Raw genomic sequence first — 17,989 nt, 5'->3', positions numbered from 1 at the left:
CTATATCCATCAACCTGCATAGCAGTGGAAACTCTTGTATAGATATAGCATTTATTCTTCTGCCTTCATAAATAAGTAACCCTCCAAATTTCTGTTGACAATTATTACAAACCTCTTTAAGATAAAAATCAAGAAATGGGTTTATCATCGGGTAGGGCATCAGCCTGACAGGACTTGCTCGTTTCTTTTTTTATTTCCATAACATCATATAAATATTTCTTTCCGCTTCCCGCATGCCTGATTAAGAGTCTTGCGTGGAATATGTTGTATCCACTGTTTTCCCCATCATCACCGTAAACAGGCAGCCCGAATCTTGTATCATATCTGTACCATCCGTTTTTTGCATCACGTCCATGTTTTTTCTTCCTATTTTCCTCAAACACCCCATTTGTTGCTATTTCGATCATTTTTCTTTAGCCCGTCATAATAGGCTTTATATCTATAAGCTGTACGACGGCTGATATCTCCCCTATCTACAATCTCCATAATTGTAAGACCGTCCTCATATAGCGCCACAAAGTCGTTATATGACTTCATCCAATGCTCATCATGCTTCTGTCTACCGGCAAACTTTTTACTTTTATAGAATTCAAGTTCTTCCCTAAGTTTTTTATTCTCTTCTTCAAGTTCCGATATTCTTTTCAAAGCATCTTCAAGCGCCATAGCCATAATATCCTCCTTTGTGCCAATATTCTTATGGCACAATTATAATATTGTGTGATTGTAGTGTCAATTTACACTTGGCACCTATGCAGCACTCTTTTTATTTAACAGCCTTGAGTCATGAAGTATTCCTGACTTTTTGGAATTATCGAGAAGATCACTGTCTTCGTCAACCACTTCACCGTGGAATTCAAGTCCGGGATCAAAATCGAAATCGAAGCATAAAAAGGCTCCTTGCCACTGAACCTAATCAGTAGCGAGGAGCCTTGGTCTGCTTACTCTTCTTTTGTAAGAACTTTTCTCTGCCAGCTTCTTTTTCCACACTCCGGGCATTTCATATACCTTGTCCGTCCCATGTGCATAGCAAGATTTGTCTGCCAGTATGTAGGAACATATCTGTGGTGGCAATTCTGGCATTCATAGTATCCAGCCTTTTGCTCAATGCCCACGGCGATAAAAGCGACCGTAAAAATCATTATGAGAGCAAACACGATAAGTGCAATTCGCGGCCAGACTGGCATCTCTATAAATGAAGCCACAAACACCATGACCAGTCCGGAAATGACGGCAGGAAACGCGATCCAGTATTCCGTCTTAAGCATCTGTCTGTTCTTTTCCTCAACCTCTCGCCTCATTGCCAGCAGGTTTTCTTCTGCCCGTTTGTCATATGCTTCTGCCATAATTCTTTCGCCCGACAGGAGTTCGTTGACCTTAATTTTCAGAAGTTCACACAGCTCCAGCATAATCCCGGAATCCGGCATAGCCTTTCCGGTCTCCCATTTTGATATCGCCCGATCACTGATTCCGAGCTTCTCGGCAAGGACTGCCTGAGTCATGCCCTGCTCCTTCCTGCAGGATGCTATGAATTTTCCAATTTTGATTTGATCCATATCGGGCACCTCCTTTCATGACTCAAGCATAGCCGGAATTCATGTTAATTCACACGAACCGGCAGTTGATTTTTGTCCACTCTACCGCTGGTTGAGTGCAGAAAAGCTCATTTTACTTTAACTTCACATATAGCATCTGGATTATACTTTTTGCCAAACTCAATAAGTCTTAACCACAGATGCCTCATTGTTTCCTCGATGGCTTTAATGGCCCACTAACCCCGTCCCCAAGTGGTTCCTATTCAGTGCAACGACAGTTTCAACATGGCCTGACCAGCTAAACATATCGCAGGCACGGATCTTATTGAGCGCGTAGCCGCCATCAGCAAGAATGCGCAGGTCTCTGGCAAGAGTTGCTGAGTCACAGCTGACATATACAATACGGTCAGGACTCATCTTGAGCATTGTTTCAAGACATTTCTCATCACAGCCCTTGCGAGGCGGATCTACGACTATCACATCAGGATGGAGCGCTTTTGCATTATCTTCTTTTTCGTCACTCATACCTGATTCCGCGATTGCTTCTTCGTTCTTGGCTTCCTTACTTAGCCTCTCATAGAACTCCGGAAGCACTTCCTCTGCCTTTCCGCAGAAAAATTCAGCATTATCAAGGCCGTTTCTCTTAGCATTTCGCTTGGCATCTTCAATTGCATCAGGAATAATCTCAACGCCATAGACTTTTCCTGCAGTCTTTGCCATAGCCAGAGATATAGTTCCAATTCCGCAGTAAAGATCCCATACCGTCTCATTCCCTGTTAATCCGGCATAGGAAATTGCCTGCTCGTAAAGCCTTTGAGCCTGTTTGGGATTAACCTGGTAAAAAGAAAGAGGTGAAATTTCAAATTCTAGTCCACACAAAGTGTCTGCAATTGTATCTTTTCCCCAGATAGTATGGATCTCTGTTCCCATAATAACGTTGGTCTTATCAGTGTTTATGCTGACAGAAATGCTGGTCATGCCGTTAATATTCTGGAGTTTCTTAACAAGCTCATTCTGAGCCGCTATAAATTCATTGCTATTTCCAACAGCTTTTCCTCTATAGTTAATAACAAGGCACACCATAATCTGTCCACTTGTAAAGCCCTTCCTTATGAGAACATGCCTTATAAGACCCTTGCCTGTCGCCTCATCGTAAGCTGCAATTCCATGTTTTTCCATGTGTGCAAGCACAACATTAAGGATCTCTTTATTTTCATCAACTCCGATAAAGCAGTCATCCACAGGAATAATGCTGTGGGTTCTTCCTGCATAATAGCCTGCAACAGGCTTTCCATTCTTATCTGTCCCTATTGGATACTGCGCTTTATTTCGGTATCTCCAGGGCTCTTCCATACCGATTATTGGCTCCATGATACTGTCGATAAAAGACTCGTCAAATCCGCCTAAGCGAATGATATTATTCCTTACTTTATTCTGCTTGAACTCAAGCTGTCTTTCATAGGTCATGTTCTGAAGCTGGCATCCGCCGCACTGTCTCGCAATTGGGCATCTTGCTTCCTGTCTGTGAACAGATGGCTCCAAAACCTTTTCCAAATGGGCATAGGCATAGTTCTTTTTTGCCTTCATTATCTTGGCACTTACCTTGTCACCTATTACTGCATCTTTAATAAAGAGGGTATAGCCGTCAACCTTGCCTATGCCCTCTCCGTCATTTCCTATGTCAGTTATTTCTACTGTCAGCAGATCATCTTTTTGATATTTGCAATCTGTCTTTATTTTCTTACCCATACAATTTCCAATCTATTACAAAAAAATCTCGCTAGTATAAACTCCCTGTCATCACTCTTTCCAATGAAGTCTGTGAAGTTCGCCTTCTCTCTCAAGTCCTTTAAACTCGTTCTGCCTGAGAGCTTCATATAAAACTATCGCTACTGAATTAGACAGGTTCAAAGACCTAATGTTCTCTCCCATAGGGATTCGAATGCAGGTTTCTTCGTTGTCCACCAGTATCTCCTCAGGGATTCCGGCGCTTTCTTTGCCGAACATTATAAAGTCATCCATGCCAAAAGAAACATCGGTATAAGAGTGTTTCGCCTTTGTCGTAGCATACCAGATCTTAGCCCCGGGATGCTTTGCCTTGAAATCTTCGTAGTCAATATATTTGGTAACGTCGAGCTTTGGCCAGTAGTCCATTCCTGCTCTTTTAAGGGCTTTTTCATTGATACTAAAGCCAAGTGGCTCAATAAGATGAAGACTTGTGTTTGTTGCAACACATGTTCTTCCTATATTTCCGGTGTTCTGTGGTATCTCCGGCTGATGTAAAACTATATGCATTTAAATTACTCCTCGTCATCAGCATCCATTACTGCAGACTTTGGAAGTGAAAAGATAAACTCTGTTCCAACGCCCGGAGTACTGATAACATTAATATTTTCTTCGTGAGCCTTTATTATTTCTTTTACGATAGAAAGGCCAAGGCCTGTGCCCTTCTTATCCTTTCCTCTTGAAGAATCAGATTTATAGAATCTGTCAAAAATAAGCTTCTGATCCTCTTTGGGAATTCCAATTCCGCTGTCCTTGACTGAAACGAAAACCTTGCTGTGTTTCTCTGTAGTTTCAATCTTGATGGATGAATCATGATGACTGAACTTTATGGCGTTATCCACAAGATTATAGAGCACCTGCTGGATCTTATCCACATCTGCATTTACCAGCATCTTTTCATCTGTAAGGATCAGCTCAATGGCAATCTTTTTATTTCTGCAGGTTCCTTCAAAAGACTCTGCGACCTTTCTGATGGTCTGGTTTATATCAAAATCAGATTTGTTGAGCATCATACCCTTTGTGTTCAAGTTGTTCAAGGTAAGAAGCTCATTGGTAAGTTTGGTCAGTCTGTCCGTTTCATTGATTACAATTCCAAGGTATCTCTCGTGCATCTCCTGGGGGATCGTGCCATCCTGCATTGCCACCAGATATCCTCTGATAGATGTAAGCGGAGACCTGAAATCATGCGAAACATTAGCAATAAATTTCTTTTGATCATCTTCTGCCCGCGCAATCTCGCCCGCCATATAAGACAGAGATGCTGCCAGATATCCCATTTCATCTTCAGACTCAACCGAGAATTCATATCCCATGTTTCCTGCTGCGTACTGCTCTGTCGCCTTGGTTATCTTTCTGAGGGGAATATATACAAGCTCCGTAAAAAAGATAAGGATTATCAGGGACAACAGGAAAAGAACTATCAGCATCAGATAGGATATATTCAAAAATTCATTGGCCGATTCCACCAGGTCCGATACAGGTTCATGGATAACAACATATGCCTGAACCTTATAGTTGGCAGTTATGGGCGCAAACACACTTATGACATCCTCGTTAAAAGAGCCCCAGAAGTTGCCGGTCGTATAGTATGACCCACCGAGCACAGACGGATTAAAACCATCTATCACTATCTCATCTCCGGGCCCTATTACTCTCGACGAATCAAGGACAAGTCTGCCTGAAGGGTTGATTATCCATATGGGTTCATTGTCCATGTATTTGGACAATGTGACCATTTGCGTATGTACTGCTTCCAGTGAAGTTTCACTATTGTAAAGATCTGCTGCGTACGTGTTTGCAATCTGAGTAGCAACCTGATACATGTTGTCAGTTTTATCTCTTCGCAGTCTCTCATAGGTCATGCTGTAAACGAATGTGGCAACAACAACAAACCCAAACACACCAAACAGAAGATAGGCAAGAAGAAACTTCAGATAAATAGTTCTCTTCATTTATTCTGTTACCTCAAACTTGTATCCTATTCCCCAGATTGTTGCAAGACGCCAGTTCGCGTGATCACTTAATTTCTCACGAAGTCTTTTTATATGTACATCTACAGTTCTGGTATCGCCAACATATTCATAGCCCCAGATCTGATCAAGAAGCTGCTCTCTTGTAAACACGTGGTTTGGCGAAGCTGCAAGGAAGTATAAAAGTTCAAGCTCCTTAGGTGGCATATCCACGCGCTCGCCCATGTAATTTACTGAATAGTTGGTCATATTGATCTCAAGATCAGGATATCTTACTACCTTGTCATTAGACTCAGGAACTTCCTGAACCTGAGGCTTAAAGCGCCTTAATACCGCCTTTACTCTTGCCACCAGTTCTTTTGAATCAAAGGGCTTTTCCATATAGTCATCAGCGCCCATCTCAAGACCAAGAACCTTATCAAACACCTCACCTTTTGCAGAAAGCATAATGATAGGAGTCTGTGACCTGGTCCTTATCTCTCTGCAGACCTGGTATCCATCAATTCCCGGAAGCATCAGATCAAGCAAAATAAGATTTGGTTTAAATGTGTCAAAAGTGTTTATCGCAGATTCGCCGTCATTACATATCTTTGTCTCAAAACACTCTTTTACCAGATACAAAGATATGAGCTCTGCAATATTATTATCATCGTCTACTATAAGTATTTTCTGTTTGCTAACCATGTTTTCCCCCAAAGTTTATTTAATAAAAGTTACTATTGTAACACCAGCATCGCCTTCGCCGAATTCCCCAAGTTTAAAGGACTTCACGTAAGGAACGCCCTTCAAATAATTATGAACCGCCTGTCTCAGAATACCTGACCCCTTACCATGAACAACTCTCACATTGTTAAGATGTGACATGTAGGCGTCATCCAGATACTTATCAAGAGCTGCGATGGCATCGTCGCTGTTTTTACCAATAAGATTTATCTCAGTCCTGATGCTGGCAGCACGTGAAAGATCCATCTTTGAACCTGAACTTCCGCTTGTCCTGCCATAGAACTTCTTCATGGCTGTCTTGGCATCATCATCCTTTATAAGAACCAGATCCCTGATGTTGGCTTTGGTCCTCATGATTCCGCACTGCACATAGAGATTGCCATCCTTGTCAGGCTTGGAGCTTATAGTTCCTTTAAGTCCCATGGATACGATCTTTACTGACTCACCGAGCTTAAGCTGAGACTCTTTTAATATAGGATGAGTTTCTTTTGCCTTTTCAGCCTTCTTGGAAATCGCCTTATTTTTGTCAGATATCTTTTGTCCGACATTGGTCCTTGCTCTCTCAAGGTCCTGAATTGACGCGTTTGGTCCTGCTTTTCTGAAAGTCCTTATGGTCTCATCAGCAAGATCCTTTGCTTCCTGCAAAATAGCTCTCGCTTCTTCGTTGGCCTCTCTTATGATGTCATCCTTGCGGCTGTCGAGCTTTTCAGTCTTTTCCTCAAGCTGAGACTTAAGCTGCTCAACTTCTTTTTTGTACTCGGAAATCTCAAGTCGCTCATTCTCAATGATCTTTCTGCTCTTCTCCAGGTCAGCCAAAAGATCTTCAAAGCGCTTATCCTCAGTGCTGATCTGCTCCTTAGCGGCTTCGATTATCCTGTCCGGAAGCCCAAGCTTTGAAGAGATGGCAAAAGCATTACTCTTTCCGGGAATTCCGATAAGAAGCTTGTAGGTTGGTTTCAGTGACTCTACATCAAATTCACAGCTGGCATTCTTAATTCCGGGAGTGTTAAGGGCATAAACCTTAAGCTCGCTATAGTGAGTTGTTGCAAGTGTCCTTATCCTTCTGCTGTGCAGGTCGTTAAGTATTGATATGGCAAGAGCCGCTCCCTCTGTGGGGTCAGTACCTGCTCCCAATTCATCAAAAAGACAAAGTGAATTCTCATCAGCTTTTTCAAGGATCGATACTGTATTGGTCATATGTGATGAGAAGGTAGAAAGAGACTGTTCAATGCTCTGCTCATCTCCAATATCAGCAAACACCTCATTAAACACTGACAGCTCTGACTTATCTCCTGCAGGAATCGCAAGGCCGGCCTGTCCCATAAGTGTCAAAAGACCTACCGTCTTAAGGGTAACAGTCTTACCACCTGTGTTTGGACCTGTGATAATGAGCATGTCGAAATCTCTTCCGGCATATACGTCAATAGGAACCACCTTATCTTTTGCAATAAGAGGGTGTCTTCCCTTCTTGATATCAAATGCGTGCTGGTCATTGAAAACAGGTGTTGTTCCATTGATCTCAAGTGCATAGGAAGCCTTGGCAAATATGAAATCAAGATCAGTCATGATATCAGCGTTGTACTTGATAGAATCTATATGCTCAGCAACTTTAAGGCTGAGTTCGAGCAGGATCTTTTCAATCTCTGCGCTTTCCTGAAGCCCCATTTCTCTGAGCTTATTGTTAAGCTCTACAACTGCTGCCGGCTCTATAAAAAGAGTTGAACCGGATGAAGACTGATCATGAACAATACCATTTATCTGTGATTTGTACTCTGCCTTAACGGGAATGCAGTACCTGCCGTCCCTCATGGTGACAACAGCATCCTGAAGATATGTCCTCATTGAGCCATTCAGCATCCTGCCAAGCTGCTCATGTATTCTGTCATTGGTGAGCATTATGCCCCTTCTGATATGTTTGAGGGCAGGGCTTGCATCAGAGCTTATCTCATCCTCTGACACTATGCATCTTCTGATCTCAGCTGACACAAAAGTAAGTGGCTCAAGAAGTTCAAAAGACTCTGTGAGGGAGTCACCTGTTTCATCGTCCCTTGTAGGTCTTCCATAGGTCTTTACCCTGTTAACATTGTCGAGAAATGCAGCTATTCTTAGAAGTGATACCGGCTCAAGAGCACTTCCTATCTTAAGTGCCTTAAGAGTTCCCTCAAAGTTCCTGTTATCTCCAAAAGAAGTTGATCCTTTTTTGAATATTCTTGAAATAGCATCAGAGGTCTTTTTCTGATTATTCCTTATCTCATTGATATCTGAAGAAGGAACAAGCTCCTTGCAAAGCTTTCTTCCTGGCTCCGATGTGGCGTGATCCGCCAGTTTTTCTATTATTTTATCGTACTCAAGTACGTGTAATGCTTTTGCGTTCATAAATACTAGTCCTTAACATATGCTTTTTTACATAATTACCCAAAGTACAGTTTATCATTTATACCCCCTCATGGCTAGATTTAACCTATAAAAACGTCTATAATAAGTTAAATGTTTATTGGGGGAATACGAAATGCCACTTAATCCTGAAGATAACAAAAATGAGAATCTGGCGAACACTGATTTTATCAGTGAAAAGATAAAACAACGTCCTATCAATAGAAAAAAACTTCTGCGTCGCACGGTCATCACCGTTTCACTGGCAGTTATATTCGGAATGGTCGCTTGTCTTACATTCCTTATACTTCAGCCGGTTTTCAGCGACAAACTTTATCCCGAAAATGAACCGGAAATGATATCCTTTCCAGAGGAAAAACCAAGCGAAGAACTGACTCCTGAGGAAATGTTTGCAGATGACAATCAGATAGCCGCAAGTGAAGCTTTAAGCCTTGAGGAGAGTCAGAAGGATCAGATCGATCAGGCAATTGCCTCCTATTCTTTTGACGCTTACGACTATGAAAAAATGATCACTTCCCTTCGCAAGGTTACCACTCAGGTAGAGAAAAACATCGTAAAGGTAACTTCTATCTCAAGCGACTCCAACTGGTTTACGGATTCCTATGAGACAAAAGGCTCCACCTCCGGACTCATAGTTGCTGACAACGGCACAAATCTTTATGTTCTTGTTCCTTCAGCATCTGTGTCTGATGCTGAGTCAATCGGTGTAACTTTCTGTGATGGAGCTACCGCAACTGCTGAAATCAGTCTGATCGACACCATTACAGGGCAGTGCGTGCTTACTGTTCGCAGAACACAGCTTGCAGAGGGCACAAGGCAGACAATTTCTCCTGCAGAGCTTGGAAGTTCCAGCGCCGGAAGCCTGACCGGTTCTCCTGTTATTGCTGTTGGCAGCCCTATAGGGATCCAGGACTCAATAGCTTATGGAATTGTCACTTCAGAAAAGAGTCCCATGAATCTTGTAGACTCCTGCTATAAGCTGATCACTACCGATATCTACGGAAGTAGCGATGCTACCGGTGTTCTCATAAATTTACAGGGACAAGTCATCGGAATAATAGATACATCCCACAATTCTACAGGTATGAGCAATCAGATCTGCGGCATTGGAATAACTGAGCTAAAACCACTTATTGAAGACCTTTCAAACGCAAGGCCAAGACCATATCTTGGAATCCACGGCGCAACAGTTCCTCTCGACATGCAGAATACACAGAATCTCCCTTCGGGAGCTTACATATCAAGCACCGAGATGGGATCTCCTGCCATGAGAGCCGGTCTTCAAAGCGGCGATATCATCACTTCTTTTAACGGTTATGATATCAATACCTATGACCACCTTATAACAAGGCTTGCGAGCTGTTCCCCTGATGATGTAATATCAATTACGATCATGCGACAGGCACCTAATGAGTACATAGAACTTGAGATAGAAGCAACAATGTCAAGCTCTACAACTAAATAGATTTAATATTAGAAATGAGGTTTTTTAATGAAGTTCATCAAAGATCTAACCCCCGGTGACCGCATTGCGGACATCTACATGTGCAAGCACAAGCTCAGCGCAACAACCAAAAACGGAAAAGAGTACTACTCTGTAACTCTCCAGGACAAGACAGGCACTATTGATGCCAAGATCTGGGAGCCAAACAGCGACGGAATAGACGAATTTGACGACACAGATTACATCGATGTATTTGGGGAAGTAACAAGCTTTAACGGAGCTCTCCAGATCAATGTAAAAAGAGCCAGAAAATGCCACGAAGGCGAGTATGATCCATCTCTCTACCTTCCTGTTTCTTCCAAGGACATCGATGTTATGTACAAAGAACTCCTTGGAATAATCGGAACTATTGGAAATCCATATCTCAAAAAGCTCCTGGAAGAATTCTTTATTCAGGATGAAGCTTTCATCACTGCTTTCAGAAAATCCAGCGCTGCCAAGACTGTACATCACAGCTTCATCGGCGGACTTTTAGAGCACACACTCAGCGTAACAAAGCTCTGTAACTTCTACTGCACAGCATATCCGGCTCTTAACAGAGACCTTCTTTTAACAGCTGCAATCTGCCATGATATCGGTAAGACAAAAGAGCTAAGTCTCTACCCAGTAAATGACTACACTGACGAAGGCCAGTTCCTTGGTCATATTGTAATGGGAACCGAGATGGTCGGAGAAAAGATCCGCGGAATCGAAGGCTTCCCTGTTATTCTCAAGCAGGAACTTCAGCACTGCATACTTGCCCACCACGGCGAGCTTGAATATGGTTCTCCAAAGAAACCTGCTATCATCGAAGCTGTCGCACTTAACCTTGCTGACAACACAGATGCTAAGATGGAAACCTTCACTGAGATCCTTGGAAACATCACTACTCCAGGCTGGCAGGGATTCAATAAGTTCTTTGAGTCCAATATCTACTCTACCAAAATTGAGTAAACTTCTTTTATAGGTTAACAAAAAAAACTTTAGTTTTTTGTATAAAACGACAAATATTTAAAATATTTAAGATTAATCTAAAATATCTATTGACTGTCAATCCTCCTCTTTGTAAAATTGTCACAAAGAGATGTTCGTATGTACAATTTTTTTAGGAGGATTGACTATGAAAAAGAAAGTTCTAAGTATTATCTTAGCCGGCCTTATGGGCGCCGGTGTCCTTGCTGGATGTTCCACAACCACAGTTGAAGAAGCTGGTGAAGCTACCGCCGACACACAGACTGCTACTGATTCAGGAGCTGCTGAAACACAGTCCGAATCTACAACAGAAACTGTTACAGGTGAAGGTGATCAGACAATTCATGTATTCCTCTACATGCAGGAGCATGAAAAAGCTATCTACCAGAAGCTTATTGACCAGTTCGTTGCAGATCACAAGGATCAGGTAAAAGAAGTTGTATTTGAAGTAACAACACAGGATGAATACAACCAGAAGATGATCGCCAACATGACTGCCGGAGATATGCCTGATGTATTCTATGTTGGACCTGCAGCAGTTCGTTCATATGTTGATAATGGTTATGTTCTTCCTCTTGATGACTATGTTGATGATGCAACAATAAAGAGCATCTGGGGAACAACTCAGGAAATCTACAGATATGACGGAACCAACATCGGAAGTGGTTCTCTTTATGCTTTCCCTAAGGATCTTTCATGCTTTGCTTTTGCATACAACCAGGATCTTTTCGATGCAGCAGGACTTGAGTATCCTGATCCTGAAAATCCTTACACATATGATGAGTTCATCGAAGTCTGCAAGGCCCTTACAATTGATAAGGACGGAGACGGCGAGATCGATCAGTGGGGTGTTGCAAATGCAGACCAGTTCGGTATGACTCCTTACCTTTATTCTAACGGCGTTAAGTTCTTAAACGACGATATGACAAAAGTTAACGTAGCAAACAACCCTCAGCTTACAGAAGCTCTTACTTTCTATACAGACCTTACAAAGAACGGTCTTACACCTTCTGTTGAGCAGGATACAGCCCTTGGCGGATATCAGAGATGGCTTGATGGCCAGGTTGCATTCTATGCCTGCGGTACATGGGATGTTGCAGCATTCATGGATGATGCTACTTTCCCTTATAAGTGGAACCTTTGCGGATGGCCTGTTGGACCTTCAGGTGATGGCAAGAGCCACACATGGATGGGTTCTGTTGGATACTGCGTATCTGCAACAACAAAGTATCCTGACCTTTGCGCAGAACTTGTTGCTAAGCTTTCAACTGATGCAGATGGACAGAGAGAAGTTTCAGGTATCACATCAGGCGCTTCAATTCAGCTTCCAAACATTGTTGATCTTGCTTATGGCGAATTCAAAGATGCTGTAGCAAACGGAACTGTTCCTTACGCTTCAAACGTAGATGTTATCTTCGGATACTTTGATGGAAACGACCACTACGAAGCAGCCCTTCAGGAAACAGATTACACATACAATGCAGAGTGGTTCACTCCTTTCTGGTCAGGTGTATTCAACATCAAGAATGGTGATATCTCTGTTCAGGATTATCTCAACCAGGTAGAGCCTGAAATGCAGGCAGCTCTTGATGAAGCTATAGAACTTCAGAATTCTGCAACAAAATAAAAGGGCATTACATAAAAAGCACATACATAGAGCCCCTCATAGCACTTTGCTGAGGGGCTTTAAGTTTAAAATCGGAGCAAGATATGGCAAAAAACAAAGTTAAAATTCAAAGATCCGCCATGGCAAAAAGAGAGGAACGCTGGGCATGGCTCTTTATCGCCCCTCCATTCATTGGATTTATGCTTTTCATGGCATATCCAATCGTATTTGCAGTAATTGCCAGTACAAGTAAATGGACCGGCATCAACTCTCTGTGGGGAAATATTGTCGGACTTCAGAACTACATAAAAATCTTTTCAGATGTAAAGTTTTGGAAATCAATGGGAACAACCATTATCTACATGATCGGTATCCCCATCGGAATGATACTTGGAATCCTTATTGCCATGGGACTTAACAGAAAGATTCCGGGAAAAAGATTCCTCACTACAATGTACTATGTCCCTGTTGTTTCTTCACTTGTAGCCGTTTCAATCCTGTGGGCATGGGTATTTAACTATGATTACGGTCTCTTAAACGGTATTTATAAGCTTCTTACCGGAATGCACGGTCCTAACTGGCTTGGTGATGAACAGATGGTAAAAGTATCCCTCATCATCTTCATGGTCTGGAAAGGCCTTGGCGGTACAGTCATCCTTTATCTCGCAGGACTTCAGAATATCCCTCAGGACTACTATGAAGCTGCCATGATAGACGGAGCAAACGGATGGGAAAAATTCAGGAATATCACTCTTCCTCTTTTATCCCCTGTTACCTTCTATGTACTCATTACCTCACTTATCGGTGGTTTCCAGGTATTTGTAGAAGTTCAGGTTATGACTCCAAGCGGCGGACCAAACTACAGCTCAGCAACCGTTGTGTTCTATCTGTATGAAAAAGCCTTCACAAACGGACAGCTTGGCTATGGTAGTGCCGTTGCAGTAATTCTTGCGATCATCATATTCATTATCACGGCCATCAACTTCTGGGGCCAGGATAAATGGGTAAAAACTATAGACTAAGGAGGTGTGAAAATGGATACAGCTGCATTATTCAAAAATAAAGCCGGCAAAAAAGACTACCAGACAGACCGCGTCACAACTCCCAAGGAACGGATTTTTAACATAATCATCTTCATCATCCTGTTTCTTTTCGCCCTGACTATGGTTTTCCCTCTGGTATACATGGTCGCTACATCATTTATGACAAAGAATCAGATCCTGTCCGGATCTCTAACTCTTTTCCCAGATCCGATCCTCATAGGAAAATACTCTGAGGTCCTAAAGAAGGGACAGTTTATCACAGGTATATTCAATACTATAAAGGTTGAAATTCCTGTTCTGCTGATAGGTGGATTTACTTCATCCCTGGCAGCATTTGCTTTTGCAAAAATGGAATTTAGAGGAAAGAACATATTATTCCTGGCACTCCTTGCCACTATTATGATTCCTTTCGCCGTTGTAATGATTCCTCAGTATGTTCTTTTTACCAAGCTTCACTGGACCAACTCTCTTGCACCGCTTATCATTCCGGGATGCTTTGGCAATGTGAGCATGATATTCTTCTTAAGACAGAACCTTTACAGCATACCATCAGACCTTATGGACGCTGCCAAAATTGATGGCTGTAACTACTTTAAGATTTATTACAAGATCTTCCTTCCTCTTATGAAGGGAGCCCTTGGAACACAGCTTATGCTCTGGTTTATGGGAATATGGAATGATTACCTTGCTCCAACGATTTTCCTTAGAAGTGAAAAGAACTGGACACTTCAGGTAGTTATCCGCTCATTTAACTCATATTACGCAATACAGAGCGACTACGCGCTTATCATGGCGGCTTCCGTTATTGCAATGCTGCCAACTCTGGTACTGTTCTTCCTGTTCCAGAGAATGATAATCCAGTCAATCGCCATCAGCGGAATCAAATAAATAGCTTTTATTATACGCAATAAAAAGATGCCGATCTCTACATGACCGGCATCTTTTATATTGCGTTTTTATTATCTCTTTTACTGCTCTATAGGGCTATAGGCAAGCTTAACATTTATATCCTGATTGTAGTTTCCAAAGCCCTTACCGAATATTGTAAGTCCTCCTACATGTTCAGCATTATCAGGGACTTCAAGTTTAAGCTTAAGCGGGCTCTTTGAGCTTAGTTTAAACTGATCAATAGTCACATCGGATATCTTAAGTCCATCAATGAATGTTCCTTTGTGGTTGATCACCAGCATCTTAAGCATTCCATACTGATTCCAGTTAGGGAACCACCAGTCCGGTGTGAATATTCCTTTAACATCTCCAAAATCTCCGGGAGATGTCCATGTTCCCAAAAGAGTCTCATTCAGATAGAAGTAAATATCTGATGGCCACACATTGTTAACTCCAGGTGCTTCTGAGCTAAGTTCAGCAGAAATACATATCTCATCAATCTTCTGATTGGCTGGAACAAAATTAGGAATAAGATACTCCACATACCCCTTTGTAAACCAGAGTATATCTGCCTCAAATCTGTCGGGATGAGCAAAATATCTGGTATCATCCACTTCACCTATAAGTCTGCTTGAATTGGCAAGACCGCATGTTGGATATACTGAGTAATCAGAGAAAAGACCAACCTTGATATCTGTAGTGTAGATATTTTCATCCTGTGGCTTGTCCTGAAGCTCTATAAGGATCTTATCCAAATGGACGGAGCAAACTTTCTGATTGCCATGTCCTGGAGCTTCGGAAGATACAGTTACAACTCCACATTCCTCAAGCTTTTTTATATGGCTGGTAAGGGCTCCGTTTGTAATTCCGAGCCTGCTCGCCAGATCATTCATGTTCAATGGGCCTTCATTAAGAAGAATCTTTATTATCTCTGCCCTTATATCAGATCCAAGAGCCTTAAAGAGCTCCAATCCTTCATCAATCGATCTAATCTGTAACATTTTAAACACTCTCTTTCATAATTACTCAGTGGTATTTTTAAGATATTGCACACACCAGATTGAGTGATCATTATCGCCCACAGCGCTTATACAAAACGTATCGTTTCCTGCCTCGTCACTCATCCTTACCATTATACCATGATATGTAGCATCTTCTGACTCAATTGTTATGAAATTAGTTTTTTCATTTACGGTATAAGTTCCTGTTATTCCGCCGCTTATATTCCCGTCTTTAAACTGACACTCAACCGGCTCGTTGACGATATTATTAACCTCCAGTCCGTGATCCACAACATAAAATGTCCCAGAAACAGAATCAGTTGTATATCCCTCCTCAGAGAGCGCTTCCCCATTTGTAGCAAAAGGGAATATACACGGCCATCCATCTTCGTTCATCGCCATCTGATGAACTCTCACCGCATGATATTCACCGCTTTCCTTAAATCTCTGGTGGTAAACTATGTAAAGCTTTCCATCTCCATCTACAAATGTTGATTGTCCACCAGGAGCCATGTAGGTAACGTTAAGGCTTGGCAGAGTGTAATTGCCCATGAGCTTAACGCCATAACTGCTGTAATTATTCAGGTCATCTTTTATCCCAAGGGTTGCACCCGTTGCATCCTCATATGGTCCGTCAGGATTCTTTGATCTGAATACTCTGATCTGATATCCGCCCTCCATCTGGAGATTACCATATGATAAAAAGAGATAGTAATAACCTGCGTCTTTGTCGTAATGGATGTATGGCCCTTCTATAGGATGGTGGAAACCGCCAACAAGTCTTTTGCCAAAATAAGCATCGACGCCTTCATCGTCATTGGTCTCAGGGTGAATCGGTTCCCCTGTCTGTTCATCAAGTTCCAAAAGGAAAATTCCACCGGACCATGAGCCATATACCATCCACAGCTTGTCATTCTCATCGTAAAACATAGCCGGATCAATGGCATTAGGCCAGAGCTGGTTATTATAGGCTCCACCTGATATATAGCGACTCCTTACGTTTATATCATCTCCCATGATATCTGTATAATTGGTAAGTTCCAAATCAGGCTTAGTAAAGCCTGAATAGATAATGGTCTTCTCATAGTGATAGGGACCGCCTATATCATCTGCTGTAGCTATTACTATATTGGACTTAATGTAGGATGATGTAGTACAAAAATACATCATATACTTTCCTGTGGCCTTGTTATAAATAACACTTGGAGCCCAGACAGAATAACCATTCTGCTCATTTTTTCCCACAAATGAAAAAGCATCAAAAGGCTCTGCAATGAGATTATCAAAGATCTTATTTGAGCCATTTACACCATCAGCCCAGGTATTCCATTTTATAAGGTCAGTGGAGGTTGCTGCCGTCATATGTGTTCCATAGCAGTAATATGTTCCGTCTTCTCCGATTATGACCTGCGGATCATGAAGAGACCCTCCTGTATTGACTGAACCGGTATTTATATTCTCTATAGGCATCTCTTCCGGAATCCCCCTGTCAGCAGCCTGTCCACAGGACGCGCATGATAATGTCACAAGGCTTAAAGCCGACGCTATAGCCAGTTTAACTACTCTTCTATTCATTCTTGTTCACCATTTTCGTAAGACAAAACAGGCTTTCCTTCATCATTCCACATAACAGGCATAAGCCTTGCGTGTCTGCCGGGATTATAAAGGGGATCACCATCAATTACCTTTTCGTTTCTGGCATGGAAAACACAGATATCCCTGCCATCTTCATCAACAGTAAAGCTGTTATGTCCAGGTCCAAAAATACCTCTTTTCTCGTCTGACTTTAGGATTGGATATCTCTCTTTTTCCCAGACTCTTGGGTCAAGAAGGTCGTCTTCTTCAGATGCCGTGAGCATTCCCATGCAATATGCCTCGCCTGTGTCACTGGCAGAATATGTCAAAAAGATCCTGCCATTTCTTTTAATGACAGCCGGGCCCTCATTAACCCAATATCCTACCCTCTCCCAGTCATAATCAGGGGTTGTAAGTAAAACCTGCACTGTGGCAAGCTTCCAGGGAGTCTCCATTCTTGCGATATAAAGGTTACTTATCTGTTTGCCAACGCCGACTTTCTCAGCCCAGACATAGTAATAATCGCCTTTATTCTCAAATACAGTTGCATCAAGAGAAAAGGCTTCAAAAGAGAATTCATCTCCATCTGCCCTCTGTATCTTACCAAGTTCATTCCATTTTCCTGTAATGGGATCGGCATCCTTGCACTGTAGAATGTATGGCCTGATCTTCCATTTATCTTCCTTGTTGCCGGCAGAAAAATAGATGTACCACGCGCCATCAATAAAATGGAGCTCAGGTGCCCAGATATGGGCACCCATTACTCCGCTTTCGTGCATATGCCATATTTCGATTTCTTCAGCATCCTTGAGTCCTGACAGACTATCAGATCTTCTAAGTATTATCTTGTCATAAGCCGGAACAGATGCTGTAAAATAGTAGGTTCCGTCGACATGCCTGTAAACATACGGATCTGCTCTTTGCATTATCCATGGTTCATTATATTTCAGTTCACTATTCTTGCTCATGTTTACTCCAAATTAAAATATTTTATTATATTAATTGTAGAGTCTGAGC

At 42.1% G+C, this 17,989-nt stretch carries 16 protein-coding genes; 5 read left to right on the top strand and 11 right to left on the bottom strand.

What is annotated here, in order from left to right; translation table 11 throughout:
* Positions 1-128: 128 nt before the first annotated feature.
* The 8 genes from E7303_RS01425 to E7303_RS01390 all read right to left on the bottom strand — a co-directional run bounded on the left by E7303_RS01425 (position 129) and on the right by E7303_RS01390 (position 8,386).
* Complete coding sequence (locus tag E7303_RS01425; RefSeq protein WP_292143509.1) at positions 129-407, bottom strand: hypothetical protein; 279 nt, start codon at positions 405-407, stop codon at positions 129-131.
* On the bottom strand, positions 376-669 hold the full coding sequence (locus E7303_RS01420; RefSeq protein ID WP_292143508.1) for a helix-turn-helix domain-containing protein: 294 nt from the start codon (positions 667-669) through the stop codon (positions 376-378). The genes E7303_RS01425 and E7303_RS01420 overlap by 32 nt, the downstream gene beginning before the upstream one ends.
* Positions 670-938: 269 nt before the next feature.
* Positions 939-1,553 carry a helix-turn-helix domain-containing protein gene (locus tag E7303_RS01415; protein WP_292143507.1) on the bottom strand — a complete coding sequence of 205 codons (615 nt, stop codon included), beginning with the start codon at positions 1,551-1,553 and terminating at the stop codon, positions 939-941.
* A 204-nt stretch (positions 1,554-1,757) separates the two neighbouring features.
* The gene (rlmD, locus tag E7303_RS01410; protein ID WP_292143506.1) at positions 1,758-3,281 is read right to left on the bottom strand and encodes a 23S rRNA (uracil(1939)-C(5))-methyltransferase RlmD; all 1,524 of its coding nucleotides are present in this window, start codon (positions 3,279-3,281) and stop codon (positions 1,758-1,760) included.
* 51 nt (positions 3,282-3,332) lie between these two features.
* Entirely contained in the window at positions 3,333-3,827 is a 495-nt protein-coding gene (locus tag E7303_RS01405) for a tRNA (cytidine(34)-2'-O)-methyltransferase (RefSeq protein ID WP_292143505.1), read from the bottom strand.
* Between the two features lie 5 nt (positions 3,828-3,832).
* The gene (locus E7303_RS01400) at positions 3,833-5,269 is read right to left on the bottom strand and encodes a HAMP domain-containing sensor histidine kinase (RefSeq protein ID WP_292143504.1); all 1,437 of its coding nucleotides are present in this window, start codon (positions 5,267-5,269) and stop codon (positions 3,833-3,835) included.
* Positions 5,270-5,971: a response regulator transcription factor gene (locus E7303_RS01395; RefSeq protein ID WP_292143503.1), complete on the bottom strand. Its 702-nt coding sequence runs from the start codon at positions 5,969-5,971 to the stop codon at positions 5,270-5,272.
* Positions 5,972-5,986: 15 nt separating this feature from the next.
* On the bottom strand, positions 5,987-8,386 hold the full coding sequence (locus tag E7303_RS01390; protein WP_292143502.1) for an endonuclease MutS2: 2,400 nt from the start codon (positions 8,384-8,386) through the stop codon (positions 5,987-5,989).
* Positions 8,387-8,519: 133 nt separating this feature from the next.
* Here E7303_RS01390 and E7303_RS01385 point away from each other — a divergent pair, with 133 nt between their 5' ends.
* From E7303_RS01385 to E7303_RS01365, 5 genes are all read left to right on the top strand, one after another.
* The gene (locus tag E7303_RS01385; RefSeq protein WP_292143501.1) at positions 8,520-9,869 is read left to right on the top strand and encodes a S1C family serine protease; all 1,350 of its coding nucleotides are present in this window, start codon (positions 8,520-8,522) and stop codon (positions 9,867-9,869) included.
* 27 nt (positions 9,870-9,896) lie between these two features.
* Complete coding sequence (locus tag E7303_RS01380; protein WP_292143500.1) at positions 9,897-10,841, top strand: 3'-5' exoribonuclease YhaM family protein; 945 nt, start codon at positions 9,897-9,899, stop codon at positions 10,839-10,841.
* A 166-nt stretch (positions 10,842-11,007) separates the two neighbouring features.
* Positions 11,008-12,486: an ABC transporter substrate-binding protein gene (locus E7303_RS01375; RefSeq protein WP_292143499.1), complete on the top strand. Its 1,479-nt coding sequence runs from the start codon at positions 11,008-11,010 to the stop codon at positions 12,484-12,486.
* Positions 12,487-12,569: 83 nt separating this feature from the next.
* Positions 12,570-13,487, top strand: coding sequence for a carbohydrate ABC transporter permease (locus tag E7303_RS01370; protein ID WP_292143498.1), 918 nt, complete (start codon positions 12,570-12,572; stop codon positions 13,485-13,487).
* Positions 13,488-13,499: 12 nt separating this feature from the next.
* Positions 13,500-14,396, top strand: a complete 897-nt coding sequence (locus tag E7303_RS01365) for a carbohydrate ABC transporter permease (RefSeq protein WP_292143497.1) — start codon at positions 13,500-13,502, stop codon at positions 14,394-14,396.
* 80 nt (positions 14,397-14,476) lie between these two features.
* Here the strand turns inward: E7303_RS01365 and E7303_RS01360 are convergent, their stop codons facing one another.
* Genes E7303_RS01360 through E7303_RS01350 form a run of 3 tightly spaced genes read right to left on the bottom strand, consistent with a single transcriptional unit; the run spans position 14,477 to position 17,940 of the window.
* Entirely contained in the window at positions 14,477-15,397 is a 921-nt protein-coding gene (locus tag E7303_RS01360) for an ArsR/SmtB family transcription factor (protein ID WP_292143496.1), read from the bottom strand.
* A gap of 21 nt (positions 15,398-15,418) precedes the next feature.
* The gene (locus E7303_RS01355) at positions 15,419-16,972 is read right to left on the bottom strand and encodes a glycoside hydrolase family 43 protein (RefSeq protein WP_292143495.1); all 1,554 of its coding nucleotides are present in this window, start codon (positions 16,970-16,972) and stop codon (positions 15,419-15,421) included.
* Positions 16,969-17,940: a family 43 glycosylhydrolase gene (locus E7303_RS01350; RefSeq protein ID WP_292143494.1), complete on the bottom strand. Its 972-nt coding sequence runs from the start codon at positions 17,938-17,940 to the stop codon at positions 16,969-16,971. The genes E7303_RS01355 and E7303_RS01350 overlap by 4 nt, the downstream gene beginning before the upstream one ends.
* Positions 17,941-17,989: the final 49 nt, after the last annotated feature.

This window comes from Butyrivibrio sp. (genome assembly GCF_015056685.1).
Lineage (GTDB): Bacteria > Bacillota > Clostridia > Lachnospirales > Lachnospiraceae > Butyrivibrio.
This window is presented reverse-complemented; position numbering and strand designations above follow the sequence as displayed.

Bases quoted from the DNA above. Each gene is read 5' to 3' on its own strand.
- E7303_RS01425 (WP_292143509.1), bottom strand. From the start codon at position 407: ATGATCGAAATAGCAACAAATGGGGTGTTTGAGGAAAATAGGAAGAAA.
- E7303_RS01420 (WP_292143508.1), bottom strand. From the start codon at position 669: ATGGCTATGGCGCTTGAAGATGCTTTGAAAAGAATATCGGAACTTGAA.
- E7303_RS01415 (WP_292143507.1), bottom strand. From the start codon at position 1,553: ATGGATCAAATCAAAATTGGAAAATTCATAGCATCCTGCAGGAAGGAG.
- rlmD (WP_292143506.1), bottom strand. From the start codon at position 3,281: ATGGGTAAGAAAATAAAGACAGATTGCAAATATCAAAAAGATGATCTG.
- E7303_RS01405 (WP_292143505.1), bottom strand. From the start codon at position 3,827: ATGCATATAGTTTTACATCAGCCGGAGATACCACAGAACACCGGAAAT.
- E7303_RS01400 (WP_292143504.1), bottom strand. From the start codon at position 5,269: ATGAAGAGAACTATTTATCTGAAGTTTCTTCTTGCCTATCTTCTGTTT.
- E7303_RS01395 (WP_292143503.1), bottom strand. From the start codon at position 5,971: ATGGTTAGCAAACAGAAAATACTTATAGTAGACGATGATAATAATATT.
- E7303_RS01390 (WP_292143502.1), bottom strand. From the start codon at position 8,386: ATGAACGCAAAAGCATTACACGTACTTGAGTACGATAAAATAATAGAA.
- E7303_RS01385 (WP_292143501.1), top strand. From the start codon at position 8,520: ATGCCACTTAATCCTGAAGATAACAAAAATGAGAATCTGGCGAACACT.
- E7303_RS01380 (WP_292143500.1), top strand. From the start codon at position 9,897: ATGAAGTTCATCAAAGATCTAACCCCCGGTGACCGCATTGCGGACATC.
- E7303_RS01375 (WP_292143499.1), top strand. From the start codon at position 11,008: ATGAAAAAGAAAGTTCTAAGTATTATCTTAGCCGGCCTTATGGGCGCC.
- E7303_RS01370 (WP_292143498.1), top strand. From the start codon at position 12,570: ATGGCAAAAAACAAAGTTAAAATTCAAAGATCCGCCATGGCAAAAAGA.
- E7303_RS01365 (WP_292143497.1), top strand. From the start codon at position 13,500: ATGGATACAGCTGCATTATTCAAAAATAAAGCCGGCAAAAAAGACTAC.
- E7303_RS01360 (WP_292143496.1), bottom strand. From the start codon at position 15,397: ATGTTACAGATTAGATCGATTGATGAAGGATTGGAGCTCTTTAAGGCT.
- E7303_RS01355 (WP_292143495.1), bottom strand. From the start codon at position 16,972: ATGAATAGAAGAGTAGTTAAACTGGCTATAGCGTCGGCTTTAAGCCTT.
- E7303_RS01350 (WP_292143494.1), bottom strand. From the start codon at position 17,940: ATGAGCAAGAATAGTGAACTGAAATATAATGAACCATGGATAATGCAA.